This window comes from Tolypothrix bouteillei VB521301, assembly GCF_000760695.4.
Lineage (GTDB): Bacteria > Cyanobacteriota > Cyanobacteriia > Cyanobacteriales > Nostocaceae > Scytonema > Scytonema bouteillei_A.
In genome coordinates this window covers 7,911,308-7,933,432 of sequence record NZ_JHEG04000001.1, presented here as the reverse complement: position 1 = coordinate 7,933,432, position 22,125 = coordinate 7,911,308, and the positions used below count along the sequence as shown (strand labels likewise).

General features: G+C 42.8%; 14 protein-coding genes. 7 read left to right on the top strand and 7 right to left on the bottom strand.

The genetic code is table 11. The features are described 5' to 3' along the window. Positions 1 to 265 precede the first annotated feature (265 nt). Positions 266 to 1,408: an RNA-guided endonuclease InsQ/TnpB family protein gene (locus tag HC643_RS32510; protein WP_050046605.1), complete on the top strand. Its 1,143-nt coding sequence runs from the start codon at positions 266 to 268 to the stop codon at positions 1,406 to 1,408. A gap of 619 nt (positions 1,409 to 2,027) precedes the next feature. On the opposite strand, the gene HC643_RS32505 is transcribed toward HC643_RS32510, so the two are convergent. Further along, positions 2,028 to 4,712: an MHYT domain-containing protein gene (locus HC643_RS32505; protein WP_050046606.1), complete on the bottom strand. Its 2,685-nt coding sequence runs from the start codon at positions 4,710 to 4,712 to the stop codon at positions 2,028 to 2,030. Between the two features lie 992 nt (positions 4,713 to 5,704). On the opposite strand from HC643_RS32505, the gene HC643_RS32500 reads away from it, so the two are divergent. The 4 genes from HC643_RS32500 to HC643_RS32485 all read left to right on the top strand — a co-directional run bounded on the left by HC643_RS32500 (position 5,705) and on the right by HC643_RS32485 (position 11,020). Continuing rightward, positions 5,705 to 7,096: a 3' terminal RNA ribose 2'-O-methyltransferase Hen1 gene (locus HC643_RS32500; protein ID WP_038083431.1), complete on the top strand. Its 1,392-nt coding sequence runs from the start codon at positions 5,705 to 5,707 to the stop codon at positions 7,094 to 7,096. Positions 7,097 to 7,197: 101 nt separating this feature from the next. Then, entirely contained in the window at positions 7,198 to 7,962 is a 765-nt protein-coding gene (locus HC643_RS32495) for a tRNA(His) guanylyltransferase Thg1 family protein (protein ID WP_038081669.1), read from the top strand. 47 nt (positions 7,963 to 8,009) lie between these two features. Then, complete coding sequence (locus tag HC643_RS32490) at positions 8,010 to 10,640, top strand: polynucleotide kinase-phosphatase (RefSeq protein WP_050046608.1); 2,631 nt, start codon at positions 8,010 to 8,012, stop codon at positions 10,638 to 10,640. A gap of 233 nt (positions 10,641 to 10,873) precedes the next feature. Further along, positions 10,874 to 11,020 carry a hypothetical protein gene (locus tag HC643_RS32485; protein WP_153021425.1) on the top strand — a complete coding sequence of 49 codons (147 nt, stop codon included), beginning with the start codon at positions 10,874 to 10,876 and terminating at the stop codon, positions 11,018 to 11,020. Between the two features lie 69 nt (positions 11,021 to 11,089). Here HC643_RS32485 and HC643_RS32480 read toward each other — a convergent pair whose 3' ends face one another. From HC643_RS32480 to HC643_RS32470, 3 genes are all read right to left on the bottom strand, one after another. Further along, the gene (locus tag HC643_RS32480; protein WP_137986564.1) at positions 11,090 to 12,703 is read right to left on the bottom strand and encodes a glycosyltransferase family 39 protein; all 1,614 of its coding nucleotides are present in this window, start codon (positions 12,701 to 12,703) and stop codon (positions 11,090 to 11,092) included. A gap of 263 nt (positions 12,704 to 12,966) precedes the next feature. After that, on the bottom strand, positions 12,967 to 13,452 hold the full coding sequence (locus HC643_RS32475) for a hypothetical protein (RefSeq protein WP_038081667.1): 486 nt from the start codon (positions 13,450 to 13,452) through the stop codon (positions 12,967 to 12,969). A gap of 336 nt (positions 13,453 to 13,788) precedes the next feature. Further along, entirely contained in the window at positions 13,789 to 14,388 is a 600-nt protein-coding gene (locus HC643_RS32470; RefSeq protein ID WP_038081701.1) for a glutathione S-transferase family protein, read from the bottom strand. Positions 14,389 to 14,444: 56 nt separating this feature from the next. Here HC643_RS32470 and HC643_RS32465 point away from each other — a divergent pair, with 56 nt between their 5' ends. Beyond that, complete coding sequence (locus tag HC643_RS32465) at positions 14,445 to 15,020, top strand: TetR/AcrR family transcriptional regulator (protein ID WP_237265993.1); 576 nt, start codon at positions 14,445 to 14,447, stop codon at positions 15,018 to 15,020. A gap of 103 nt (positions 15,021 to 15,123) precedes the next feature. Here HC643_RS32465 and HC643_RS32460 read toward each other — a convergent pair whose 3' ends face one another. The 3 genes from HC643_RS32460 to HC643_RS32450 form a co-directional block, all read right to left on the bottom strand. Continuing rightward, the gene (locus HC643_RS32460) at positions 15,124 to 15,747 is read right to left on the bottom strand and encodes a Uma2 family endonuclease (protein WP_038081700.1); all 624 of its coding nucleotides are present in this window, start codon (positions 15,745 to 15,747) and stop codon (positions 15,124 to 15,126) included. Between the two features lie 321 nt (positions 15,748 to 16,068). Next, the gene (locus HC643_RS32455; protein ID WP_050046610.1) at positions 16,069 to 18,057 is read right to left on the bottom strand and encodes a hypothetical protein; all 1,989 of its coding nucleotides are present in this window, start codon (positions 18,055 to 18,057) and stop codon (positions 16,069 to 16,071) included. Between the two features lie 179 nt (positions 18,058 to 18,236). Continuing rightward, positions 18,237 to 21,095, bottom strand: coding sequence for a CHAT domain-containing tetratricopeptide repeat protein (locus HC643_RS32450; RefSeq protein WP_038079990.1), 2,859 nt, complete (start codon positions 21,093 to 21,095; stop codon positions 18,237 to 18,239). 127 nt (positions 21,096 to 21,222) lie between these two features. Between HC643_RS32450 and HC643_RS32445 the strand changes: the two genes are divergently transcribed. Next, positions 21,223 to 21,993, top strand: a complete 771-nt coding sequence (locus HC643_RS32445) for a DUF928 domain-containing protein (RefSeq protein WP_038079988.1) — start codon at positions 21,223 to 21,225, stop codon at positions 21,991 to 21,993. Positions 21,994 to 22,125 lie beyond the last annotated feature (132 nt).

Genomic DNA, 22,125 nt, shown 5'->3' with positions numbered 1-22,125 from the left:
TTTGAATAGTTTATTAAAACTTAATTTTCGTATCTTTTATTACCAGTAACCTAGAAAAACAAAAAAACATATAAATTGGGTAGACCTTTTAGTGGATGAGCCTCATTTTTCATCTGGAACCTCCGGGAGCAGGGAAACCTTGTGTCTTTAGACCAAGGAGGAACTGCGACTCGTGCCATTTTAATGGCAGTGAAATTGTCTTGAGAACTCGTTGCATACTCAAACCGTCCTTTATTATAATTGGATGAGTTTTCAAGTTATTTAAATGCAGACAATATCTGTAAAATGCAAGATTGAAGTTCCTGTAAAGTTGCAGCAAGAGATTGACGCAACTTTAGAGGGGTTTGCAGATGCTTGCAACCAGATATTGTCCGTTGCAAAACGCGAAAAATGCTGGAATACAACCAAGTTGCATCACTTGGTTTACAAGAGCGTTCGTGAAGCCACGGGGTTGAAAGCAAATCACGTTTGCCAAGCGATTCGTCGCGTGATTGGCAACGCTAAGGCTGTTAAACAAATCCACGCATTCAGACCAACGTCCATTAATTTGGATGCTCGGACTTTTCAATACATCGAAGAGTCCCAAGCCGTTGGCGTGACATTGATAAGTGGACGCAGGAAGTTTAAGTTGAGCATCGGTAACTATCAACTGGGGTTGCTCAAAGGTCAATCTCCAACTGCTGCCACTCTCAACAAAACCAAACGGGGCGACTACTATATCAACATCGCTGTTGATGTTCCAAGCCAACCACCGGGCAAAACGCCCAGAGTAATTGGCATTGACCTCGGCAGGCGAGATATCGCCACGACAAGTACTGGAAAATCTTGGAGTGGCAAACAGATTCAATTTATCCGTGACCGCTACAGTAAGGTCAGAGCTAATGTTCAACGCAAACGCACTCGGAGTTCTAGAAGACTCCTGAGACGGCTCTCTGGCAGAGAACAACGCTTTCAAAAGTGGCTGAATCACAACATTTCTAAAGAAATTGTCTTTGAAGCAAAACAAAGTAATGCCGCACTTGCTTTTGAAGATTTGACAAACATTCGAGAATCGCTCAACGAAAAGCCACGTTCTAAAACGGAACGACGTAGAACCAACAATTGGGCATTTTATCAGTTGCGGTTGTTTACCCAATACAAGGCAAGTATTGCGGGAGTGCCAGTAGTTTTGGTTCCACCTGCTTACACGAGTCAGACTTGTTCGCGGTGTCACCACGTACATCCGGTTAACGGTAAATCGTATCGTTCTGGTAAGTCGTTTAAATGTGGACATTGTGGTTTTGAATGTGATGCCGATTTGAATGCGTCTGCCAATATTGCAGTTTTGGGGTACTCCGCAATCGTGCCCGAAAGTCCGGGGATGAGTTGTTTGTTGGAAGGGCAGCGAAGGGCTGTTTCCGACAAATAGGCGTGAACTGGGCTAAAGCCCCGTCTCTTTAGAGCGGGGTTGCTTACAAGAGACATTCTTGCACAAAAGAATTTTTCGTAAAAGCTCTTCCACATAAATTTTTTTAAAAAATAAAAACTAAAAAAAATAAAAGCCGCAAGCAAGATATTCTCGCGCTCACGGCTGAACCGCTATTATCCCCATTTGAACTCTCTATATCTTATATTTTAAACCATAAAAACCCTAATTTTGTACAGTAGGAAAAGTAGGTTAGTTACTGTATTTTTTTAAAAAAATAAAGACTGAAAAGTAGGAAAAGACGCAAAGATAAACACATTTTACTATATTTAATATCAATCAAAAATTGATTATTTTCTTATTAATAAATGTTATTTTCTCATTGACTGTCATCCTATAGTTGGCAAGAAGAAACAGAATTGTGTTATGAAATCAATACCTTTGCCAATTTCTTAAAAACCCTACAGACTGGAAGTCTGTGGCTACATAAACAAAGCCCACCTGCGTGGGCTAAAACCCAAAGCCCACCTGCGTGGGCTTTATTTGTACAGCCCTACTCTTCCAGAGTGAGGGCGTTTTGGCAAAAGTATTGACTGAGCAGTCGCTATTTGCTGTTTACCTATCAACGCCGCACTCTTTCTGTTTTGAAAACACCAACTGAAGCCTGAAACTCCTGCGCCATCTCCACAGTTTGCAGTAAAGAAGTAGAAACTTGACGAGATAAATCGCTTGTCCGCAAAGAACTGTCAGCAATTTGCTTCATCAAGCATACCACTGCTTGAGAAGTTGCTGCTTGAGAAACGGTGGTATTGGAAATAGAATGGAGTAAATTATCAATTTGGCAAGAAACATCTAAAATTTCACCAAGCTGGAGCTTTGCATCTTGGACACACTCAGTTCCATCTACCACTTGTGTCAATCCCTGTTCCACAGCTTTGATTGCGGCTCTTGCTTCTAACTGAATATTGTCCACAATTTGTTCAATATCTTTCGTTGCTTGGGAAGCGCGAAGAGCTAATCCACCAATTTCTTCTGCAACCACCGTAAAGGCTTGACCTTCCACGCCTACTTTTGCTGCTTCAATACTCGTGTTAATAGAGAGTACGTTAGTTTGCAGGGCAATTTGGTTAATCATGGACACAACTTTGGTAATTTCTTGAGATGCTTCACCCAATCTCTTGACTTTTTTGGCAGTCTCTGAAATTGTCAACCGCAAGTTCATAATATTATTAACAGTATGTTCCATTGCATTTCTTCCTGCCTTGGCAGTTGTCGATGCACTGCGAGCCATCTCTGTTGCTTTATGAGCGTTGTCCGCCACATCTTGAATTGACAGCGCCATGGAATCCAATGATTCCAAAATATAGTTAATCTCTTCGGCTTGTTGAAGTGCTTCATCTGCTAACTCGTGCATTGCTTCTGAATTGTCTCCAACAGATACGTTTACCTGTCGGGCTGTATTTTTTACAGATATAACAATTTGTTGCAGACTTTCAATAATAAGATTGAAAAAGTCAGCAATCACCCCAATTTCTCCTGGTGTAATTTCTGCACGCACGGTTAAATCGCCTTTAGCAGCTTCTTGAACATCGTTGAGCAGTTCTACAACCTGTCTTTGCAAAGTTTCTTTACTGGATTCTAATTCTTGCTGTGCTTGCATTCTTTCTGTAATATCTGCTTGCACTCCAATAAAATGACTCACTTGTCCTGAAGCATCTTTGACTGGTGAAACTGTCAATTGATTCCAGAAAGGAGTGCCATCTTTACGATAGTTCTTGATAATGACTTGGCAATCACGTCTTTGTTGCAAGGCATTGCGTATTTCTCCCACAGTCGCCGGATCTGTGTCTCTTCCTTGCAAGAAGCGACAATTGCGTCCCATAACTTCTTGTGACGAATAGCCAGTGATGTTCTCAAAAGCAGTGTTGCAAAAGATAATGGGATTATCCGATTGCCTAGCGTCGGTAATGATGATGGCATTACTTGCTGCTGCGATCGCGCGATCGCGCAACCACAACACTTCCTGCGCCTGTCGCAATTCGTGTAACAGATTTGCATGTTCTATGGCGATACTGACTTGAATTGCCAACTGTCCGAACAAATCCACTTCCGATTGCTGCCATTTCCGAAATCCAGAACATTGATGAGCGCACAACAACCCAACAAGCGCATCGTTAATGACAATTGGTGCAACCACATTTGCCTTCACTTGAAGATTTTCTAATATCTCGCGGTGGCAATCTGTAAAGCCTGCTTCGTAAATATTATTAGTTGCTCTAACTCTTCCATTTTTGTACAACTCCCTACAGTGTTCGTTCATTGGATCGTTCAATGTTTTGCCTATTGTTCGCATCCAGGTGCGTGTCACTGATTCGGCAACAATCGTGCCACTCCAATCAGGCTTGAAGCGATAAATGATAACACGATCTATATCTAGAGCTTGACGAATTTCATTGACAGCAGTGTTGAGCACATCATCCAAACTCAACCAGCGTCTGATTCGGAGAGTCATGTCTGTAAATTGTTGCGATCGCAAAGCGTCTGCTTGTTGCTGTTTGAGAATCTTGGTTTGAGTATATAAATGTCTATCGACAAGGGAAGTGAGTAGCGTAAAACCCAGAATGATAAAAGTTGCTAGCCCCAGACAAATACCTAACAAAGTATCATCTGTTTGAACGTCTTGTACAAAAGAAACTGTTTGCGCTAACTTATTGGGTGTAAAAGAAGCTCCAGCCATCCCTGTGTAGTGCATCCCGGAAATAGCAATTCCCATAGCAATAGCACTTGAAATCTTAATAAAACTTCCAGCCTTGGTTTTCCGGGTGTAAAAGCCCAGCCATAAAGCTGTAATTGAAGCAGCAACAGCAATGATTAAAGAACCTGCAAACCATAAAGGGTCATATTGCGTATTGACTGCCATCTGCATTGCTCCCATACCCGTATAGTGCATGCAGGCAATGCCCAAACCCATCAATACGCCTCCAATTAACAATCTCCCAAAACCTAAAATCGGGCAACTGACTAAAAAAAGTGCGGCTCCTGAAGCAAGAATTGCAGGTAATATTGAGAATAAAACTTTGCCTAAATCGTAAGAAATAGGTGTTGGTAGGTATAAGGCTAACATGGCAACAAAGTGCATTGACCAGATACCAATTCCTATAGCGATCGCACCTCCAATTAACCAAGCGATTCTGACTTTTTTACTGACTGCACTCATGTGTCCTGCTAGGTTTAACCCCGTGTAGGAAGCAAAGACTGCGATCGCTATAGATAATGCCACTAAATTTTGGTTGTAGGTGCCATTCATTGCTTTTTTCCCTGATAGTCGTTAGTGGTTGGTAATTGTAAGTGTGTAGTCGTGCTATAGCTGACGCCACACTTTGGCGAACAGCGCCAGTTTTTCTTTGCGTCTTCCTCCATTGGATAGAAATCATGTCTAAATCAAGTATTCATAAAGTTAAAAAGATAAAATTTAAATCTTTTATGAATTATCAATCTAGTAGTATGAATTGTTGGAATTAGCTGCTATTATTACATGAATATTTTTTGGTTAAAATAGATTTTTTTTTAATAGTTCAAAGAGCTAAAAAATAGATAAATTAGCTAAAGAACAGATAATCAAGAAAAAATTTTGGTTGCAATAAGTAAATCAGTGGAAAGAATCATTAGTAGTATGTAGTGGCAATACACAGGAAGTATCCCGTTTTGGCAAAATGTCCTCAGAATAGAATTCGAGACGACAGGCGCTATCTCAGGAGCGGAGACGCTACGCGAACAACGGGGGGAACCCAGAGCAGTCGCCTCAACGGGGGGCTTTGGGGTCCCCACGAAGTGGGGTTGGGGGGAAACCCCCCTCCCTTGTTCACCAGTTGCCAGGGCGCGGGAAACCCCTCCCTTGTTCGCCAGTTGCCAGGGCGCGGGAAACCCGCCTACAGCACTGGTCTCACCGCCTACAGCACTGGTCTCACCGCCTACAGCACTGGTCTCACCGCCTACAGGGCTGGACTCACCACCTACGTGGACTTTGTTAAAAATAACCTGCGTAGGCAGGTTTCGTTTGTATAGCCGCGATTTCAATCGCAAACTTGTTTTTTTCAAATTGGCATACTCCCAATACACACGCTAAACGGCTCCTACAGACCAAATAAAAGTGTCTAACAGAACTTCGTTTGCACGGTTCCCATTTTCTCCACTGACACTGTTTGCATGAGTCAGCTATAACTGTAAAGTTATTTGACTCCTAAATACCCTTAAGACTACTCATGTAGTATTAATGTAATATATATTAATCGAAAAAGAATGCTTCTGACCATAACCACCACACACAACCCAACAACTGACTTGGGTTATCTCCTGCACAAACATCCAGAGCGCTGTCAATCCTTTTCGCTCTCCTTTGGACAAGCACACGTCTTTTACCCAGAGCTTAGCGAAGACAGATGCACGGCGGCGCTGTTATTGGATATCGACCAGATAAAGTTAGTGCGGGGACGCGGTGCAACTTTGGCAGAGTACGTGAGCGATCGCCCTTATGTGGCTTCATCATTTTTTAGTGTTGCGATCGCCCAAGTTTTCAGTACAGCCCTTGCAGGGCGGTGTAAAGAACGACCCGAAATGGTACAAACACCCATACCCCTCTTTGCCAGATTAAGTGTTTTACCGTGTCGGGGTGGTGAAGTTTTCTTGCGCCAGTTATTTGAACCATTAGGCTATACTGTCAATGCCGAAAGTCACCAACTCGATGAAGAATTTCCCGATTGGGGACAGAGCCGATATTACACAGTAGAATTGCAGCATACTTTGCCTCTGAGGGAGCTACTCAGTCATCTCTACGTACTCATCCCCGTTTTAGATGATGAGAAACACTACTGGGTCAGCGAACAAGAAGTTCAAAAGCTCCTGCATCATGGAGAAGGGTGGTTAACAGCACATCCAGCAAAACAAGAAATTACCCGTCGCTACCTAAAACGACAGCACCGCCTCACGCGTGCTGCTTTAGCAAAATTAGCAGAAGAAGACCAACCCGATCCAGATTCCTCCCAAGAAAGCCATGCTGAGGAAGAAGCAGAGGTAGAAAAGCCCATCAGCTTAAATCAGCAGAGGTTAAATGCAGTTGTAGCCGCTTTAAAAGAAAATAGTGCAAAGCGAGTCATCGATCTAGGTTGCGGTCAGGGTAGCTTAATGAAAGTACTACTTCAAGACAGCTTTTTTGAACAGATTACAGGTGTAGACGTATCCTATCGTTCCCTAGAAGTAGCACAAGAAAGACTAGACCGCCTGCGTTTACCAAAAAACCAGTGGAACCGGATGCAACTGTTTCAAAGTGCGCTGACCTACCAGGATAAGCGTTTTACCGGACACGATGCAGCCACCGTCGTAGAAGTCATCGAACATCTCGATTTACCCCGCCTTGCAGCCTTTGAGCGATCGTTATTCGAGTTTGCCCAGCCAACAACAGTTATAGTCACTACTCCCAATATTGAATACAACATCAAATTTGAGAACTTACCAGCAGGAAAACTGCGCCATAGAGACCATCGTTTTGAGTGGACCCGTCAAGAATTTCAAACTTGGGCAAATACTGTAGCAAAACGTTTTGGTTACACAGTGCAATTTCAACCTATTGGAGCAGAAGATTCAGAGGTAGGTTCGCCTACACAAATGGCGGTGTTGAGAAGGGTTAATTGCTAATGGCTAATGGCTAATTGCTAATTGCTAATGGCTAATTGCTAATGGCTAATTGCTAATAGAAACTTACAAATTACAAATTATAAACAACTAACCCCTCACAAATGAAATTTGATGAACTTGATAGTAAAATGCGGGTTTTTGAGACAGCACACGACTATTGTGTACTGCCCGGAATTTATATTGTAGCAAGATTAGATGGGCGTAGCTTTACTCGATTGACTAAAGAAACCCATCAATTTGAAGCTCCTTATGATGAAAAATTTCGCGACATGATGCTGACAACAACTGAATATTTAATGCATTGTGGAATAGATATTATTTATGGCTATACCCAAAGTGATGAAATCTCGTTGCTGTTTTCTCGTAACGAAAATAGTTTTGGTCGTAAGTTAAGAAAACTAAATTCAGTTTTAGCAGGAGAAGCAAGTGCTAAGTTTTCTTTATTGCTTGGTGATATCGGTGCTTTTGATTGTCGCATATCCCAACTACCCAGTATGGAAGAAGTTGTAAATTATTTCCGTTGGCGACATGAAGACGCTCATAGAAATTCTCTTAACTCCCACTGTTACTGGAGTTTGCGGCGAGATGGTAATAATGCAACCCAAGCTACCAAAAGACTTCAGAAAATGTCTGTTGCTGATAAAAACGAACTTTTGTTTCAGTACGGTATTAATTTCAATCAGTTACCTAACTGGCAAAAACGAGGTGTAGGTTTGTATTGGGAAGAATATGAAAAATTGGGTTACAATCCCGTAAACGGTGAAGTTGTTCCCACCACGCGACGGCGCATTCTCCATGATTTTAATTTACCTATGAAGGATGAATACAGCCAGTTTATTACAAAAATTATTAACAGTTCATTGTAATTATTCATTAACCATTAGCCATTAGCCATTAGCCATTAGCCATTAACATGAAAATAACACTTCCCGAATTATCTCTAGTTGTTCTTATCGGAGCTTCTGGTTCTGGTAAATCAACATTTGCTCGCAAAAACTTTCACCCCTTTGAGATATTATCTTCAGATTTTTGTAGGGGACTGGTGTCTGATGATGAAAACAATCAGGCTGCAAGTTCTGCTGCTTTTGATGTGTTGTACTATATTGCAGCTAAGCGATTGGCGATCGGTAAACTCACTGTTATAGATGCTACTAATGTTTACCCGGAAGACCGCAAAAAATTGCTAGCACTGGCACGAGAGTATCACTTTTTGTCTGTGGCGATCGCTTTCAATCTTCCAGAAGAACTTTGTCACCAACGCAACCAACAACGACCAGACCGTCAGTTTGGTCCTCATGTAGTGCGCCGTCACACTCATTTTCTGTTGCGATCGCTGCGAGGTTTGGAAAAAGAAGGTTTCCGCTATGTCTACACTCTCAATTCCGTAGAGGAAATAGAAACTGTAGAAATTGAGCGTCAACCACTCTGGAACAACCGCAAACACGAACTTGGTCCTTTTGATATCATCGGCGATCTTCACGGTTGCTGTGATGAACTTGAAGCTCTATTGCAAAAGTTGGGCTACCAAAAAGACAAGGAAGACAAGGTAGAATCTTCTCCCTTGTTTACCCAATCCCCCCCTCTCCCCATCTCCCCCTCCCCCTCTCCTCATTGGGACTTCCCCACCTACTACCACCCTGAAGGACGCAAAGCAGTTTTTTTAGGTGACCTTGTAGACCGGGGACCTCGGATCTTGGATACGGTAAAACTTGTGCGGAACATGGTTGCAGCAGGAACGGGTTTCTGCATTCTAGGTAATCATGAAAACAAGCTATTGCGGAAATTACGAGGTAAAAATGTTAAGGTAAATCATGGATTGGAGCAAACTTTGGCTGAAATTGAGCTTTTGCCAGAGGATGTGCGTGAATCTTTTACAAAACAGTTGTGTGAGTTCCTCAATTCCCTGATAAGTCATTATGTTTTTGACAAGGGACAGCTGGTGGTTGCTCATGCGGGATTAAAACAGGAAATGCACGGGCGGGGTTCTGGGGCTGTACGGGAGTTTGCTATATATGGTGAAACGACTGGAGAAATTGATGAGTTTGGTTTGCCCGTTCGTTACAATTGGTCTGCAGATTATCGCGGTGAGGCGGTTGTTGTTTACGGACATACTCCTGTTCCAGAACCTGAATGGTTGAATAATACTATTGATATTGATACGGGGTGTGTGTTTGGTGGGAAATTAACTGCATTGCGTTATCCAGAAAGGGAACTGGTTAGCATTCCTGCTTTTCAGACTTATTGCGAACCTATCAAACCAATTGTGGAAACGCGGGGTGCTTCCTTGCAGCAGGAATATGATGATGTGCTTAATATTGAGGATGTCCTCGGGAAGCGCATCATTGATACTCGACTCAAAGCTAAAATTACGATTCGCGAAGAAAATGCGATCGCAGCCTTAGAGGTGATGAGCCGTTTTGCTGCTAATCCCAAATGGCTGATTTACTTACCACCTACCATGTCTCCTGTAGAAACATCTGAAGAACCGGGTTATTTAGAACATCCGATTCCGGCTTTTGCCTACTATCAAAGCCGTGGAATTACGAAAGTTGTTTGCGAAGAAAAGCACATGGGTTCTCGGGCGATCGCGATCGTCTGTCGAGATGAAATAGCAGCGAAAAAACGATTTGGTGTAGTGGATGAGGGAATCGGAATTTGCTATACCCGCACGGGAAGAAGATTTTTTGATAATTTACAGCTAGAGCAAGAATTTTTGACCCGATTGAATGCTGCCCTTTCACACAGTGGTTTTTGGGAAACATTTAATACAGAATGGGTTTGCTTGGATTGCGAATTGATGCCTTGGTCTGCCAAAGCCCAAGCATTATTACAGCAACAGTATGCACCTGTTGGAATTGCATCGCGCCTTTCCTTAACCGATGCTGTAACCTTGTTACAACAAGCCAGTCACCGGGGTGTAGATGTCAGCAATCAACTCAGTTCTTACCAAGAACGAGTCAAAATGGCCCATCAGTACGTCAATGCCTACCGCCGTTACTGCTGGCCAGTCAGTGATATTTCTCACCTCAAACTTGCCCCCTTCCACATATTAGCAACAGAGGGAGCAGCCCATACCGATAAAGACCATCTCTGGCACATGGAACAAATTGCCAAAATTTGCCAGTCTGACCCCAACCTGCTTTTTGCAACCAACTACAAGGCGATCGATTTAACCGATCCCAACAGCCAAGCAGATGGAGTCCGTTGGTGGGAAGAACTCACAAATGCAGGAGGTGAAGGTATGGTCGTCAAGCCAATGCAATTTATAGTTCAAGAAAATCGCGGTATCGTGCAGCCTGCTATTAAGTGTCGCGGACGGGAATATCTGCGGATTATCTACGGTCCTGAATACTCAAAAACTGAAAATTTAGCACGCTTGCGTCACCGGGGACTCTCCCTCAAACGTTCTCTTGCCATGCGAGAGTTTGCCTTAGGTGTTGAAGCATTGGAGCGTTTTGTGGCTCGTGCGCCCCTACGTCGCATCCATGAGTGCGTTTTTGGTATTTTAGCTCTAGAGAGCGAGCCAGTCGATCCTCGATTGTAAATTAGTTGCGGATCGCCCTAGTAGTTCACCACATAAGTTTTGATGGTCACTCACCTCGTTCCCAGGCTCAGCCTGGGAATGCTGTCTTTGGAGGCTCCGCCTCCAGTGGAGTGCGAGGCAGAGCCTCGCTGTATGCATTCCCAGGTAGAACCTGGGAACGAGAGTGGGTAAGTGAACGCACTACCCATCGAAATTAATGTGGTGAACCACTAGCTTTTCCGCACTCTGGAGACGTGCAATTGCGTGAGGTAGGCACTTCATGCGATCTGCCCTCTGGGCTGGAGCGAAGCGATCGCGCAATTCTACGTGTGGAAATCCGCATGACAAGACTTACTGATGGAGCGATCGCTTGTGAAGTCCGGACTAAAACGGTGTTTTAAGAATAATTCCATAGAAGGGTATGGAAGGGAGAACAACCGTTTGCCCTAATAATTTTATTTAAAGTTTGTTTAGCGCTCTATTTTCCAAAGCGTAGTTGGAAATGAAGCTTTCCAGACAAAGGTATTTAAATATAAATCTTGATATGCTGGTTCAATTTTGAATTGTTGTTGCTTGAGATAAGAAACTAGCTCTTGAGAGGGATAAACTAAGAACACATTGCTGAACTCATTGGGAATTACGACCTTTGTTGGGTGAGATACCAGCAGGACTTTGACATGAGAAGCCAGTTCATAGTTTAAAGGAGCTACGGCGAAAACCTCTGCATCTGATATTAAAAGCGGACGACTTGCTTCGTTGATTATATTAGATGACTGACTGACAAAGTTTTCTTTTCCATTCCAAGTTTCTGTTGAAGAACTTATTGCACAAGATAAAATTCCAATAGAGATGATTACAGTAAAGGCAATTCGCCACAATTTTGTATGGACTGGAATCGAAGGTTTAGTTATTTTTGTCGCTAGTAAATAAGCGATCGCTATTTGAACTCCTAAAACACACGGAAGTATATATCTATCTATAGCAGAACGCCTTCCCCCTAATGTTAAATCTGGTATCGCAATGGCAAGTGCAGTTACTCCAGTGAAGCACATAATAAACAGCCAAGTATCTTTTGGGGCGTGCTTGTAAAGAAAATAAAATGCATAAATAGCTAAAGGAACAAAAATTCCCCCAAACACAGCTACAAAGGCTTCTTCAGAAAGTAAAAACTTTTTTTCAAAAAAATCATGCCAATAAATAAAAATATCACAAATAATCTTTGTCCAAGAACAGAATAAATCCGTAAAAGCAGCAGGCTCATTTGTCCAGTCTGTTCTAATTTTAGCGGTCTCTGAATTAGTGAGTAAAACTAATATCCAAGGAGAATATATCACAAGAACAAAAATAACAGTTGATAAATATTTTTTAATTTTGTGTGTTAGAGAAAATTTTTCCTTAATAAGGAGATAAACTCCATGTCCAATAAGAACGAGATTTGAAAAGAAAAAAGAATAAACATTGAGTACTGAAATCACTCCATAAATCAACCAATCTTTCTTGCGATTGAACTCCACCGCCCGCAGGAAAGCTGCACTTGATAGTAAGAACATTAAAATCCATAACATTCTAGGTCTAGCAATTTGAGCGTGAGCAATATGAATAGGTGAAACGGCAATTAAAGCTACAGAGATTGATGCTACTACTGGTGATTTAAATAGTTCCATACACAGCCAGTAAATAGCAAAAAATACCAGAAAGCTAGTCAAGACTGTAAAGCTTCTCATTGCTATGAGAGAAGTACCAAACCATTGCATCCAAATCCTAACTAATACAAAATAAAGTGGTACGTGTTGGGGAGCTTCATTTGCTGTAATTTTTATGGTATCGAACACGTTAGTTTCTGGAGCAATTTGCCAAAACTTTTTCATTTCTTCAGGCGTAATAATCTTATCCCTAGGAATTGAAAGTACAGTTTCTCTTTGATGCCCGCCTGCTCGTGTTAAAGTAATAAATTCATCTCCATCAAAAGGTTTTTTATCGAGGTTAACAACACGAAGAAATATACCTATAACCAATATAATAATTACCAATAAACGTAGATTTTTTAGAGGCAATTGATAATTTGTTAGCTTTGTTTGAGACAATACCACTTCACATAAACTCCGACACGTAACAAAATCATATCACGAGCTTGACTCGCCCAACTTGATTGCTAAAGCCCTGAAGTTTTATGCTTTAGAACTTCCAAACTGATAAAGGTGTCAAAAAGTGTATTTGAAAATAGGAAAATTTTTAGGCCATCGCTTTGCTGTAGCATAGCGGCAGATCGCTAATTAAGAAAGACCAAGAGCCCTCTTTAATTACTTTCAAGAGAAAATAATATAAAATGCTTCCAGTATAAGGATTACTAAAACCCGACTTCCGTACAGTACCATTGGGATACAGTGGGTTTGGCGCAACTGAGCGAAAAACTGGCATAGATACAAACAGCCATAAGAGTGTAAGTTGCAATCAGCATAATGAGAAGTTTTTGAGATGTCAGTGTTTGAAAAAATTTCTGTTTATACGTACTTCCTACTACTGCACCCAAAATTCCACCAATAGGGGCGAGACTAACCATCATAAATAACACTGGTAACGAGCCAAGACCACCACCTTTTCCCCAGGATTGCACCAGTCCCGGTACGGAATAGGTTGGCATCATGCAGATAAGCATTGTCCCAAAGAAGGAACCAAGGATTGCAGGAATCATCGTTTTATTAATACGGTGTTTAATTGCCCCAATGATTAATCCAACAACAAGACCGATCGCAACGGAGATAAATATACCAAATATGGTACTGGCAAACAAATTTGGCACAATGTAATTAAAAATGAGAGTTAAATTCAACATAAAAGTACAGTGCGATGTAGCTCAACGATGCAAACTTTAGCCGACCGGGTTCCCAGTCATTCACCATTTTCTCCATCAATTACGGTATTTGTCATCGTAAGATTTATTATAAGTGCGCTCCCCCTACAGCAAAATCGAGAATTTTCAAAAACACGATTAACAAATTCTTCTTGGGCTCTGTCAAACTATCTTAAGAACTTTTATGCCCAATGGGATTAGTTGTTAAAGAGTCTTAAGTGGTTGGTGTTAATCAAATAACTCACAATTGAAACCTTGTAGACGATCGCAAACTTAGAATTACGAATATTCGCTGCACAGCAGGTTGGCGTCGGTAGTTTACAATCCCACCATAGGAGTGTAACCTGGTAGTTGCTTGATTCGTTCTATCCAACTCAGAACGTGTTGATAGGGTTCCAGTGAAATTTTGCCATCAGGTGCAAGAGCAATGTAGGGAAAAACTGCTATATCTGCAATGGTGGGGCGATCGCACTCCAACCATTGGCGATCGCTTAAATGTTGGTTAAGCTGTGTAAGAATAAATTCTGCTTTTTGGGTTGTCCAGTCAATATCGACATAAGTGGCATTAAACAGATGATACCGACGTGCCAATTCCGGACCCTGACGGATTTCACCTGCTGTTGTGGATAGCCAACGCACAACTCGGCTCAGTGCTACAGCATCAAGAGGTAACCATTGTTCGCCACCATACTGGCGAGCTAAATAGACTAGTATTGCTTGAGCATCTGCAAGCGTGGTATCGCCATCTACAAGAACGGGAACTTGACCAAAGGGGTTGATGGTAAGAAATTCAGGAGACTTGTGTTCTCCCTTTATCAAATCAACTTTAATCCATTCATACTCAATATTTAAAAGCGATAGCAAAAGCCTGGGTTTGTAGCTGTTACCGGATAATTCGTAACCGTAAAGTTTAATCATGAATTTTTTTGTATACCAATCGTTTAGTATGGATAATGTACCAATCGTTCGGTATAATGTCAAGAGGTCAATTTTTAATTCCTCAATACATGGCAAAAGATACTTACATCCCCTGTTTGCTGCAATTATTTCGACAATATGGCTACGATGGCGCAACCCTATCCAAAATATCTCAAGCAACGGGGCTTGGGAAAGCAAGCCTCTATCATCATTTTCCTGGCGGTAAAGATGAAATGATGATGGCTGTATTGGATTTTCTCAATAGCTGGTTTGAGCAACACATCTTAAAAGCGCTGCATTCAGAAGGAGATGTGCGGACTCGGTTGTGTAGAATGTGCGATCGCGTTTTGGAATTATATGACGGTGGGGAACAACCCTGCTTGACAGCTATAATATTGATGGGGTCAGCACGAGATGTTTTTCATGCTAAAGTGCAAGCAGTTTTGCGTGCTTGGATTGATGCGATCGCAAATGTTTTAATAGAAGCAGGATTTAGAGAATCTTTAGCAAAAGAACGAGCACAAAATGCCCTCATAGCAATTCAAGGAGCTTTGATAGTAGCGCATGGGTTAGACGATTTAACACCCTTTGAACGTGTTGTCAAACAATTACCGCAAGAACTTTGTTCTTGAGTTGTAGGAGGGCTACCAATAGGCGATCGTGCAAGTCAACCTCAATAACACTGCTGAGACAAATATGGGGTCACCGTGCCAATCCGGGTTTTTTGTTTGAAAGTTAATTGCGGCTGGCTACCCGAAAAATCTGGTCAGCAGTCAAATTTAATTCAGGAAAAGTCGGTGAGATAATGCGTTCGCTTCCTCTGAACTGGCTGACCTGATACTCATCTTCGACTAGGTAGTACACAGAGAAAGTTGGCTGCTTGGGATTACCGATAAACTTACGTCCACCTAACGCGGCGTAATCTGCAATCCAGTACTCAGGAATACCCATTTCCTCATAGTCAGCGAGCTTTTTGTGATAATCATCACGCCAGTTTGTGCTGACTACCTCAATGACTAAAGGAACTGATGCTGCATCAGATACAGTTGACTCCTTTTTCCACAGAGGTTCATTGATTAAGTTAGGGTTGTTTAGTAGCAGCACATCCGGCGAGTAAGCCGATTCGCTTTGGGTCGGTTTAACAAATGCTGTTTTGGGAATGAAATAAGGCAGTTTCAAACGTTTGTATTCTGTGACTATCTCTCCGACTAAAAACCCAACAACTTGTTCGTGGTCTCCTGTTGGTGGTGGCATTTCAACAATTACTCCATCGTGTAGTTCATAGCGTCGTTGCGGGTTTTCTGGGTACCAAGCAATAAATTCGTCGAAAGTTACTCGTTTGGTTAAGGCTTGGGTCATTTGTCCTCCTTCTCTTGCTCTTGAAGTTTTTTGGCGAGCGCTTCTGATATCAAATCCGGTTGATTGCACACAGATATAATTACATCATAATGAGCGTTTTAGCCATTTGGAGTTACTTGGCCTTTACTTGCTGCAAAATCAATATCTAAGTATATAGCTATGATTTTAGGCACTTAGCGATCCCCCCTAGCCCCCCTTAAAAAGGGGGGAAAATACTCTTAAAGTCCCCCAATTTATCGGGGGATTTAGGGGGATTTTGAATGTTTTGCTACTGATGACAGGACTTTTCAAATATCCTCTAAGACAAGCTGCAAACTTCCTCTACCGAGGGTTGAAGTCTGCGGCTTGAGACAGGGCGTAGTTGCTGGTTTTTCCTGGAATCGACCGATCCGCCTTAAGTGCTTCGCCCCGTAAAATTTGGAGAAGGATCTCGATTGTCTGTTGCAGGTGAGTCCGCCCATCTTCCAATGTAGCTTTTGGGTCCATATATCCCCCCGGAACCTGATGTCCGACGGGTCCAGCAGAAATGATGGTAATTTTACCTTCGCGCTTGCCTCGATTCCAGTAAGATAGAGGGAAGATTTTCCAGCGACCCGGAAATACGATGGGACCCAATCGCTCAACGGTGTCTTTGTCGCCAACAATGTGATAAAGATGTTCCAACACCAAAAAATTGTTGTTAGCGCTCATCACGCCACCTAGGGAGATAACATCAATCGGAGCTCCGGTCGATCGCTTTAAGTAGGGAGCAGCAGCAACAGACATTTCTCCGCCACCGCTGTAGCCAAGTAGAGTAATAGGTACGCCGCTTCTAGGTTGGTAACCGCGCTTGATTAAACCATCAAAAATGACTTGAGCGATGCCTTGATTGTAGATAGGTCCATAGCGTTTGTCGGAAGACACCGCCACAATAATTACGTTTCGCAAGTTCACCAGCAGTCCTAACAAAGCCGCCGGATTTGTCCACCGCATTTTATCTGCCAGACGCCATAAAAATGCTAGCGGGCGGTCTTCATTGAGGGGCTTGTTCAGCACCGAATACATCATTAATCCCTGCACTAATTCCACACCTGAAGGTAAGGAGGGTTCGAGCGCCTTCAAAAAATCTTCAATATCCGGTGTATATTCTGCTCCCGACTGACCAACCCCATCAAGATAAACGACATAGCGATCGACAGATGGATGGTGTGTCGATCGCTCGATCCCTGCTGATGTAGGAGACGTATCGATCTCGTCATCATACCAGCCAGCCCACCACCCCAGGGATTCCAGTGGTGCGAGAATTCCGGCAAAGACGAGCGCAACTACACCAATCCAAACCAAATCGAAAATCAGCTGCCACAAACCCTGTAGATTGGGGTAAGAGCCGAATAAACCGTTGCGAATCGGACGCAACAGCACTAGGATAATCATAAAGGCGATCGCCATCACCAGCAAGCTCAGTACTAGTTTTACAGGCTGCGGAATGCCCTGCGTTTTGCGGTCGAGTTGCACGAGTGGATCGGATGTATTGGTGCGTTGAGTGATGTTCAGGGGAGTTGAGACGCTCGGTCGATCTGTCAGGTTTTGAGTGACGCTACGGGCTCTCTCTGAAGCAGAACGACCGGAAGCTTGAATAAATTCCTGAATTTCGGGGAATCGAGTTTGAGATGCGGTAATAATCGGCTCCGCCGGTCTGCCCCCCTCCAACACCCGCTCTATAAGCTCTTCACGCGTATCGATCAAATCGACTCCCGCAACGCGATCGGCAAGACTGCGACCGAGACGCGCAATGGGCTGTCCGATGGTACCTTCTAAAAGCTGCTTTACCAACCAACCGAGCGCCACATAAACCAAAGCAGATCCAACTTCAACCCGAGCCACCGCAGCAAACCCTACGACCATTGCTAACAAGTTCCAGACGGAAAGCAGGTTGGCGATCGGATAACCCAAGTAAGGCAAAGCTCCTAAAAAGCCAAACAGCTGGGGAACATATCCCAATCCAAACACTTCGATTAAGGTCAGCAACGGTACGCGTGTCGATCCAGGTAGCAGACAAATGACCCAGGTACTCAGCGTTAAAAAGAGAAAGCCAACCGTAAACAGAACTGCATTCAGCAACAAGCTAAACGCAAATCTCCATAACTTAACGCGGCTAATAAACAGAACAATGAATTGTCCAACCGCAAGCGATAGACCTGAGAGCAGCACGACAAGCAACGCTAACCAGAGCCCGTCGGGAAGCGTTGCGATCCGTTGAAAGGCATTGAATTTGAATGCAAACGCACCCCCAATCAGTTCATGCCATTGATTCAACGCTGTGTCAATCATTGTGCTGCTCCAAATTGAAATAACTCAATGTCAATCAAGTGATGTAAATATCAACTATCATGCTTGACGATGCAGAAACAATCAATCTCTTGGTACATTTGAGATAATATTCATGCAAGATGTAGCAGTCCGTGTAAGAGTTACAAACACCTCTTTCTTGTCCCTACATCCCCCTAATATTAATTCCATTCACCTTGTAAAGTGAAAGCAGCCCAGTAGTAAGGTGCAGCATATTTTTGAGTCTGCCATATTTCTACCTGTGCTGCTCGCAAAGCTGCTGCAGGCGTTAATTTTTCTTTTAGCATCTTCTTGTAAAATGCCTTCATGAGTTCTGCTGTTGCTTGGTCATCCACACTCCAAAGACTCACCACAACTCGCGGGCTACCCGCATACATAAACCCCCTTGTTAACCCTACCAATCCTTCTCCCTTAACTTCCTCTCCCAAGCCAGTTTTACAGGCGCTAAGTACCACCAGTTCTGCTTGCAGCTTAAGGTTAAAAACATCGTGCAAGCGCAAAAACCCATTTTGCGGCACTCCTTTGTCATTAAAGAGCGACAACACGACTCCTGATAGTTCTGGATGCTTGCTGTTGAGGATGCCATGAGTCGCAAAATGAATCAGGCGATATTGACTCAAATCGCTACTTGTAGCCGTGGTACGACTTGCACTAAAGTCAAAAGCTGGCTTACCTTCGTTAGTTGGAACAAGAGCAAGAATTTGCTCTGCTTCTTGACGTGTAAACTGCAAGCGCTGAAAGCTAATGTCTGAATCTCTGGCAGATCTGGTTAAATTGAGACTATCTAAACTGTTTTCTGAATTTGATGGGCGAGACGCCTGTCTTTTACCTTGGAGACGCTCATCATCAACACTAAAGATAGGATCTGCTAACACAGCTAATGTTTTCGTTGCAGGTTTGCGTTCTTTATGTTCGCGTCGGAGTATCGCTAGTGTAGACGCTGAGGGTAGAGTAATAATTTCGTGGTTGAGCAGTAACGGTTCGTATTTACCATTATTTTGTGAGTTGGGTAGAGTCAGGGCGGCAAATGGCACGTACTGCAAAGCTCCATCACTAACAACGACTAAGCGTTTCTGTCCCAGTTGCTGAGCTACTGGTGCTACTATTAGCTGAGATAGAGTATCTATAGATGGACTGTGCTTGAGATATGGAGTCGTTACGGATTGACGAAACTTTTGGACAGCGGCTTCAATATCCGCACGCTTGGGCAGTTCGTAACTGGTTATCTTTTTGTTAGTGACTGCCCAAAGATAACTGCGCTTTTCCCCCAAAGAATATTCTAAAAGCAGTGTGCGATCGTCAAGAATTTGTTGCTGAATTTGCGGAACTGAAAGAGGTTGAGGTTGAGTGAGTGCTGCATAACGGGGACTCGTAGCGCGGATCTGTGCTTGGACTTGCTCGTACTGTTGTAAAACTGCTTCATTTTCTTTTTCTAAAGCTTGTGTCTGTGCTTCAGTGCGATCGCCACCTAATAGCTGTATCCGACGTTTTTCTAAAACATCCAGTTGTTGTCGTAAGTTACGTTCTTGAGAGAGTAACTTCGGGTCCACTCCTTGGCGAATATCTGCATTCGCTTCTGTCAGCAACTCCAAAAGACTGCGGGCGCGGGCGCGTTCGCTGGTTTGCAGTGCTAGAGCATCGTATCCTTGAGATGGTTGCTGTTTGTGCAACTGCATGAGCAAATCAATATAAAACTGATAATAATCTTGTACTGTAGCAAAATAGGAAGCCCGCAGTTCTTGGGAGTTTATTTTGGTGCGTAAATCTTCTACAATGTCGATGACTGTTTTGATTTGAGTGAGAGCTGCATTAAGATTGCCTTGATTCCGTTGAACGGAGGCAATGTTATACAAGCTCTGCGCTTCCCCTCCCCTGTTTCCTAGCTGTTGATATACAGGTAAAGCTTGGTGGAAATAATCCAGTGCTTTTTGCTGTTCTCCCAAACTTAAGTGAACTCTGCCAATATTATTAAGATTGGCTGCTAACCCTAATTTATTTTCTACAGATTGAAATAAAGGTAAAGATTGTTGGAAATAATCCAGCGCTTTTTGTTTTTCTCCTAAATTTAAGTAAACTGTACCAATATTGTTTAGGCTCCCAGCTTCCCCCAGTTTGTCTCCTGTATGTCGTTTGAGAACAAGGGATTGCTGAAAATAATCGAGCGCTTTTTGCGTTTCTCTCAAGTGTAAGTAGACTGTACCGATATTATTGAGAGTATGTGCTTCTGCTGACTTATCTCCTGTTTTTTGATACAACGGTAAAGATTGACGGAAATATTCTAGTGCTTTTTGCTGTGCTCCAAAATCCAAGTAGACATAACCAATATTATTAAGAGTACGAGCTTCCCCTCGTTTATCTCCCACCTGTTTCCTCAAGGAAAGAGATTGTTGAAAATAATTCAATGCCTTTTGCGGATCGCCTAAATCTAAGTAGACATTGCCAATGTTGTTAAGACTGATAGCTTCTCCTGCTTTATCTCCCATCTGTTGCTTGAGCAACAGGGCTTGGTGAAAATAGTCCAACGCTTTTTGGAGTTCTCCTGAATCTAAGTAGACTTTGCCAATGTTACTCAGAGTAATCGTTTGTCCTTTTTTATCTCCTATCTGTCGCCTCAGTGATAGGGTTTGATTTAAATAATCCAGTGCTTTTTTCTGCTGTCCTAAATCTGAGTAGATTTTACCAAGATGACCGAGGGTGAAGGCTTCTGATGAGCGATCGCCCAATTTACGATACAGTGGAAGTACAGCTTCAAATTTGGCGATCGCTTGTAGCAAAGATTCTGCTGTTCCTTGCTCGTAGAGTTGTTTTCCCTCTTGAAACAATTTTTCAGCATCAGCAGGAGTTGAATTTGGCAAACTTGTCTGCGATCGTTGTGTAACATTCACTACCCAAGATTCTTTGGCAGTGACAGAACTTGATTCAACAAACAACAAAATGCTGGCAAAAAAAATACTAGTGCGACCTGCTAGCAATACAAGCGAATGCCATCGGATTAAATCACATACCCTCCATTTTGCCATAACAGCACCTTTATTCTCTAGCTTACTAGCTATAGCATTCCCAAAAGCCCTCGAACGATCGATATTCGACCCAAGTTTTGGGAACAATAATAGAGTCAATCTCTAAAACTCATGCATTTATATCGACATGAAATGGATTCAAGCATCTTTGTATCTTGCAGCCCTTTCCTTACCTGTTTGTTGGAATTTCCTTCGGGTCTCTGCTCTCACACCGCAGAACCAGAGTTACCACACACCTAAAACATGGCAAATCAGTCAAGTTTTTAAGCCACCAAAGCGGGGAAAACCTCCTGCAAGTGCTGGTGGAGGGACTCGCAGTGTCTCTTGTCTAAAAGGAAACAAACAACTAACCCCCTTAACGCCTTCAGAGAAATTGGGGCTGACATTAGCTGAACGTCCAACATTTTTTTGGTATGTACCTTCATCTTCGGCCCAAACAGCCAAGTTTGTACTTCTAGCTGATAAAGATCGAGAAGTATTATATGAAACATCCCTGACTCTTCCCAATAAACCCGGAATCATTAGCTTTAAAATTCCCGATAGTGCTCCCGCACTTGCCGTGGGTAAAACTTATCACTGGTATTTCACCATTGTTTGCAATGCTGAAGACGCTAGCGAGAATCCTCTTGTCGATGGCTGGGTAGAACGCACTCAAGCAGAATTACCCCTGTCGGAAGCCTTAGCCAAGGCAGATTTGTGGAAGTTACCTGCTATTTATGCAGAAGCAGGGATTTGGCATGAAGGATTAACAACTCTCGTGCAGCTGCGCCGTACTGAGCCACAAAACTTAAAAGTAAAGATGAATTGGAGACAATTTTTAAAATCAGTTGGTTTAAATGCGATCGCCTCAGAACCATTGATCGATTGCTGTACGGCAGAAAATGCATCACCGAAATAGTTGAGATACAGTAGCACCCCTATTGCAACTGCAAATCTTTTTTCAATCTGTCGTCTGATTTTGGAGAAATGGTCTAACTTTTTCCAGGAAATCGTATTATTTATGACTCCATTTAATTGGTTTATCTGCGTG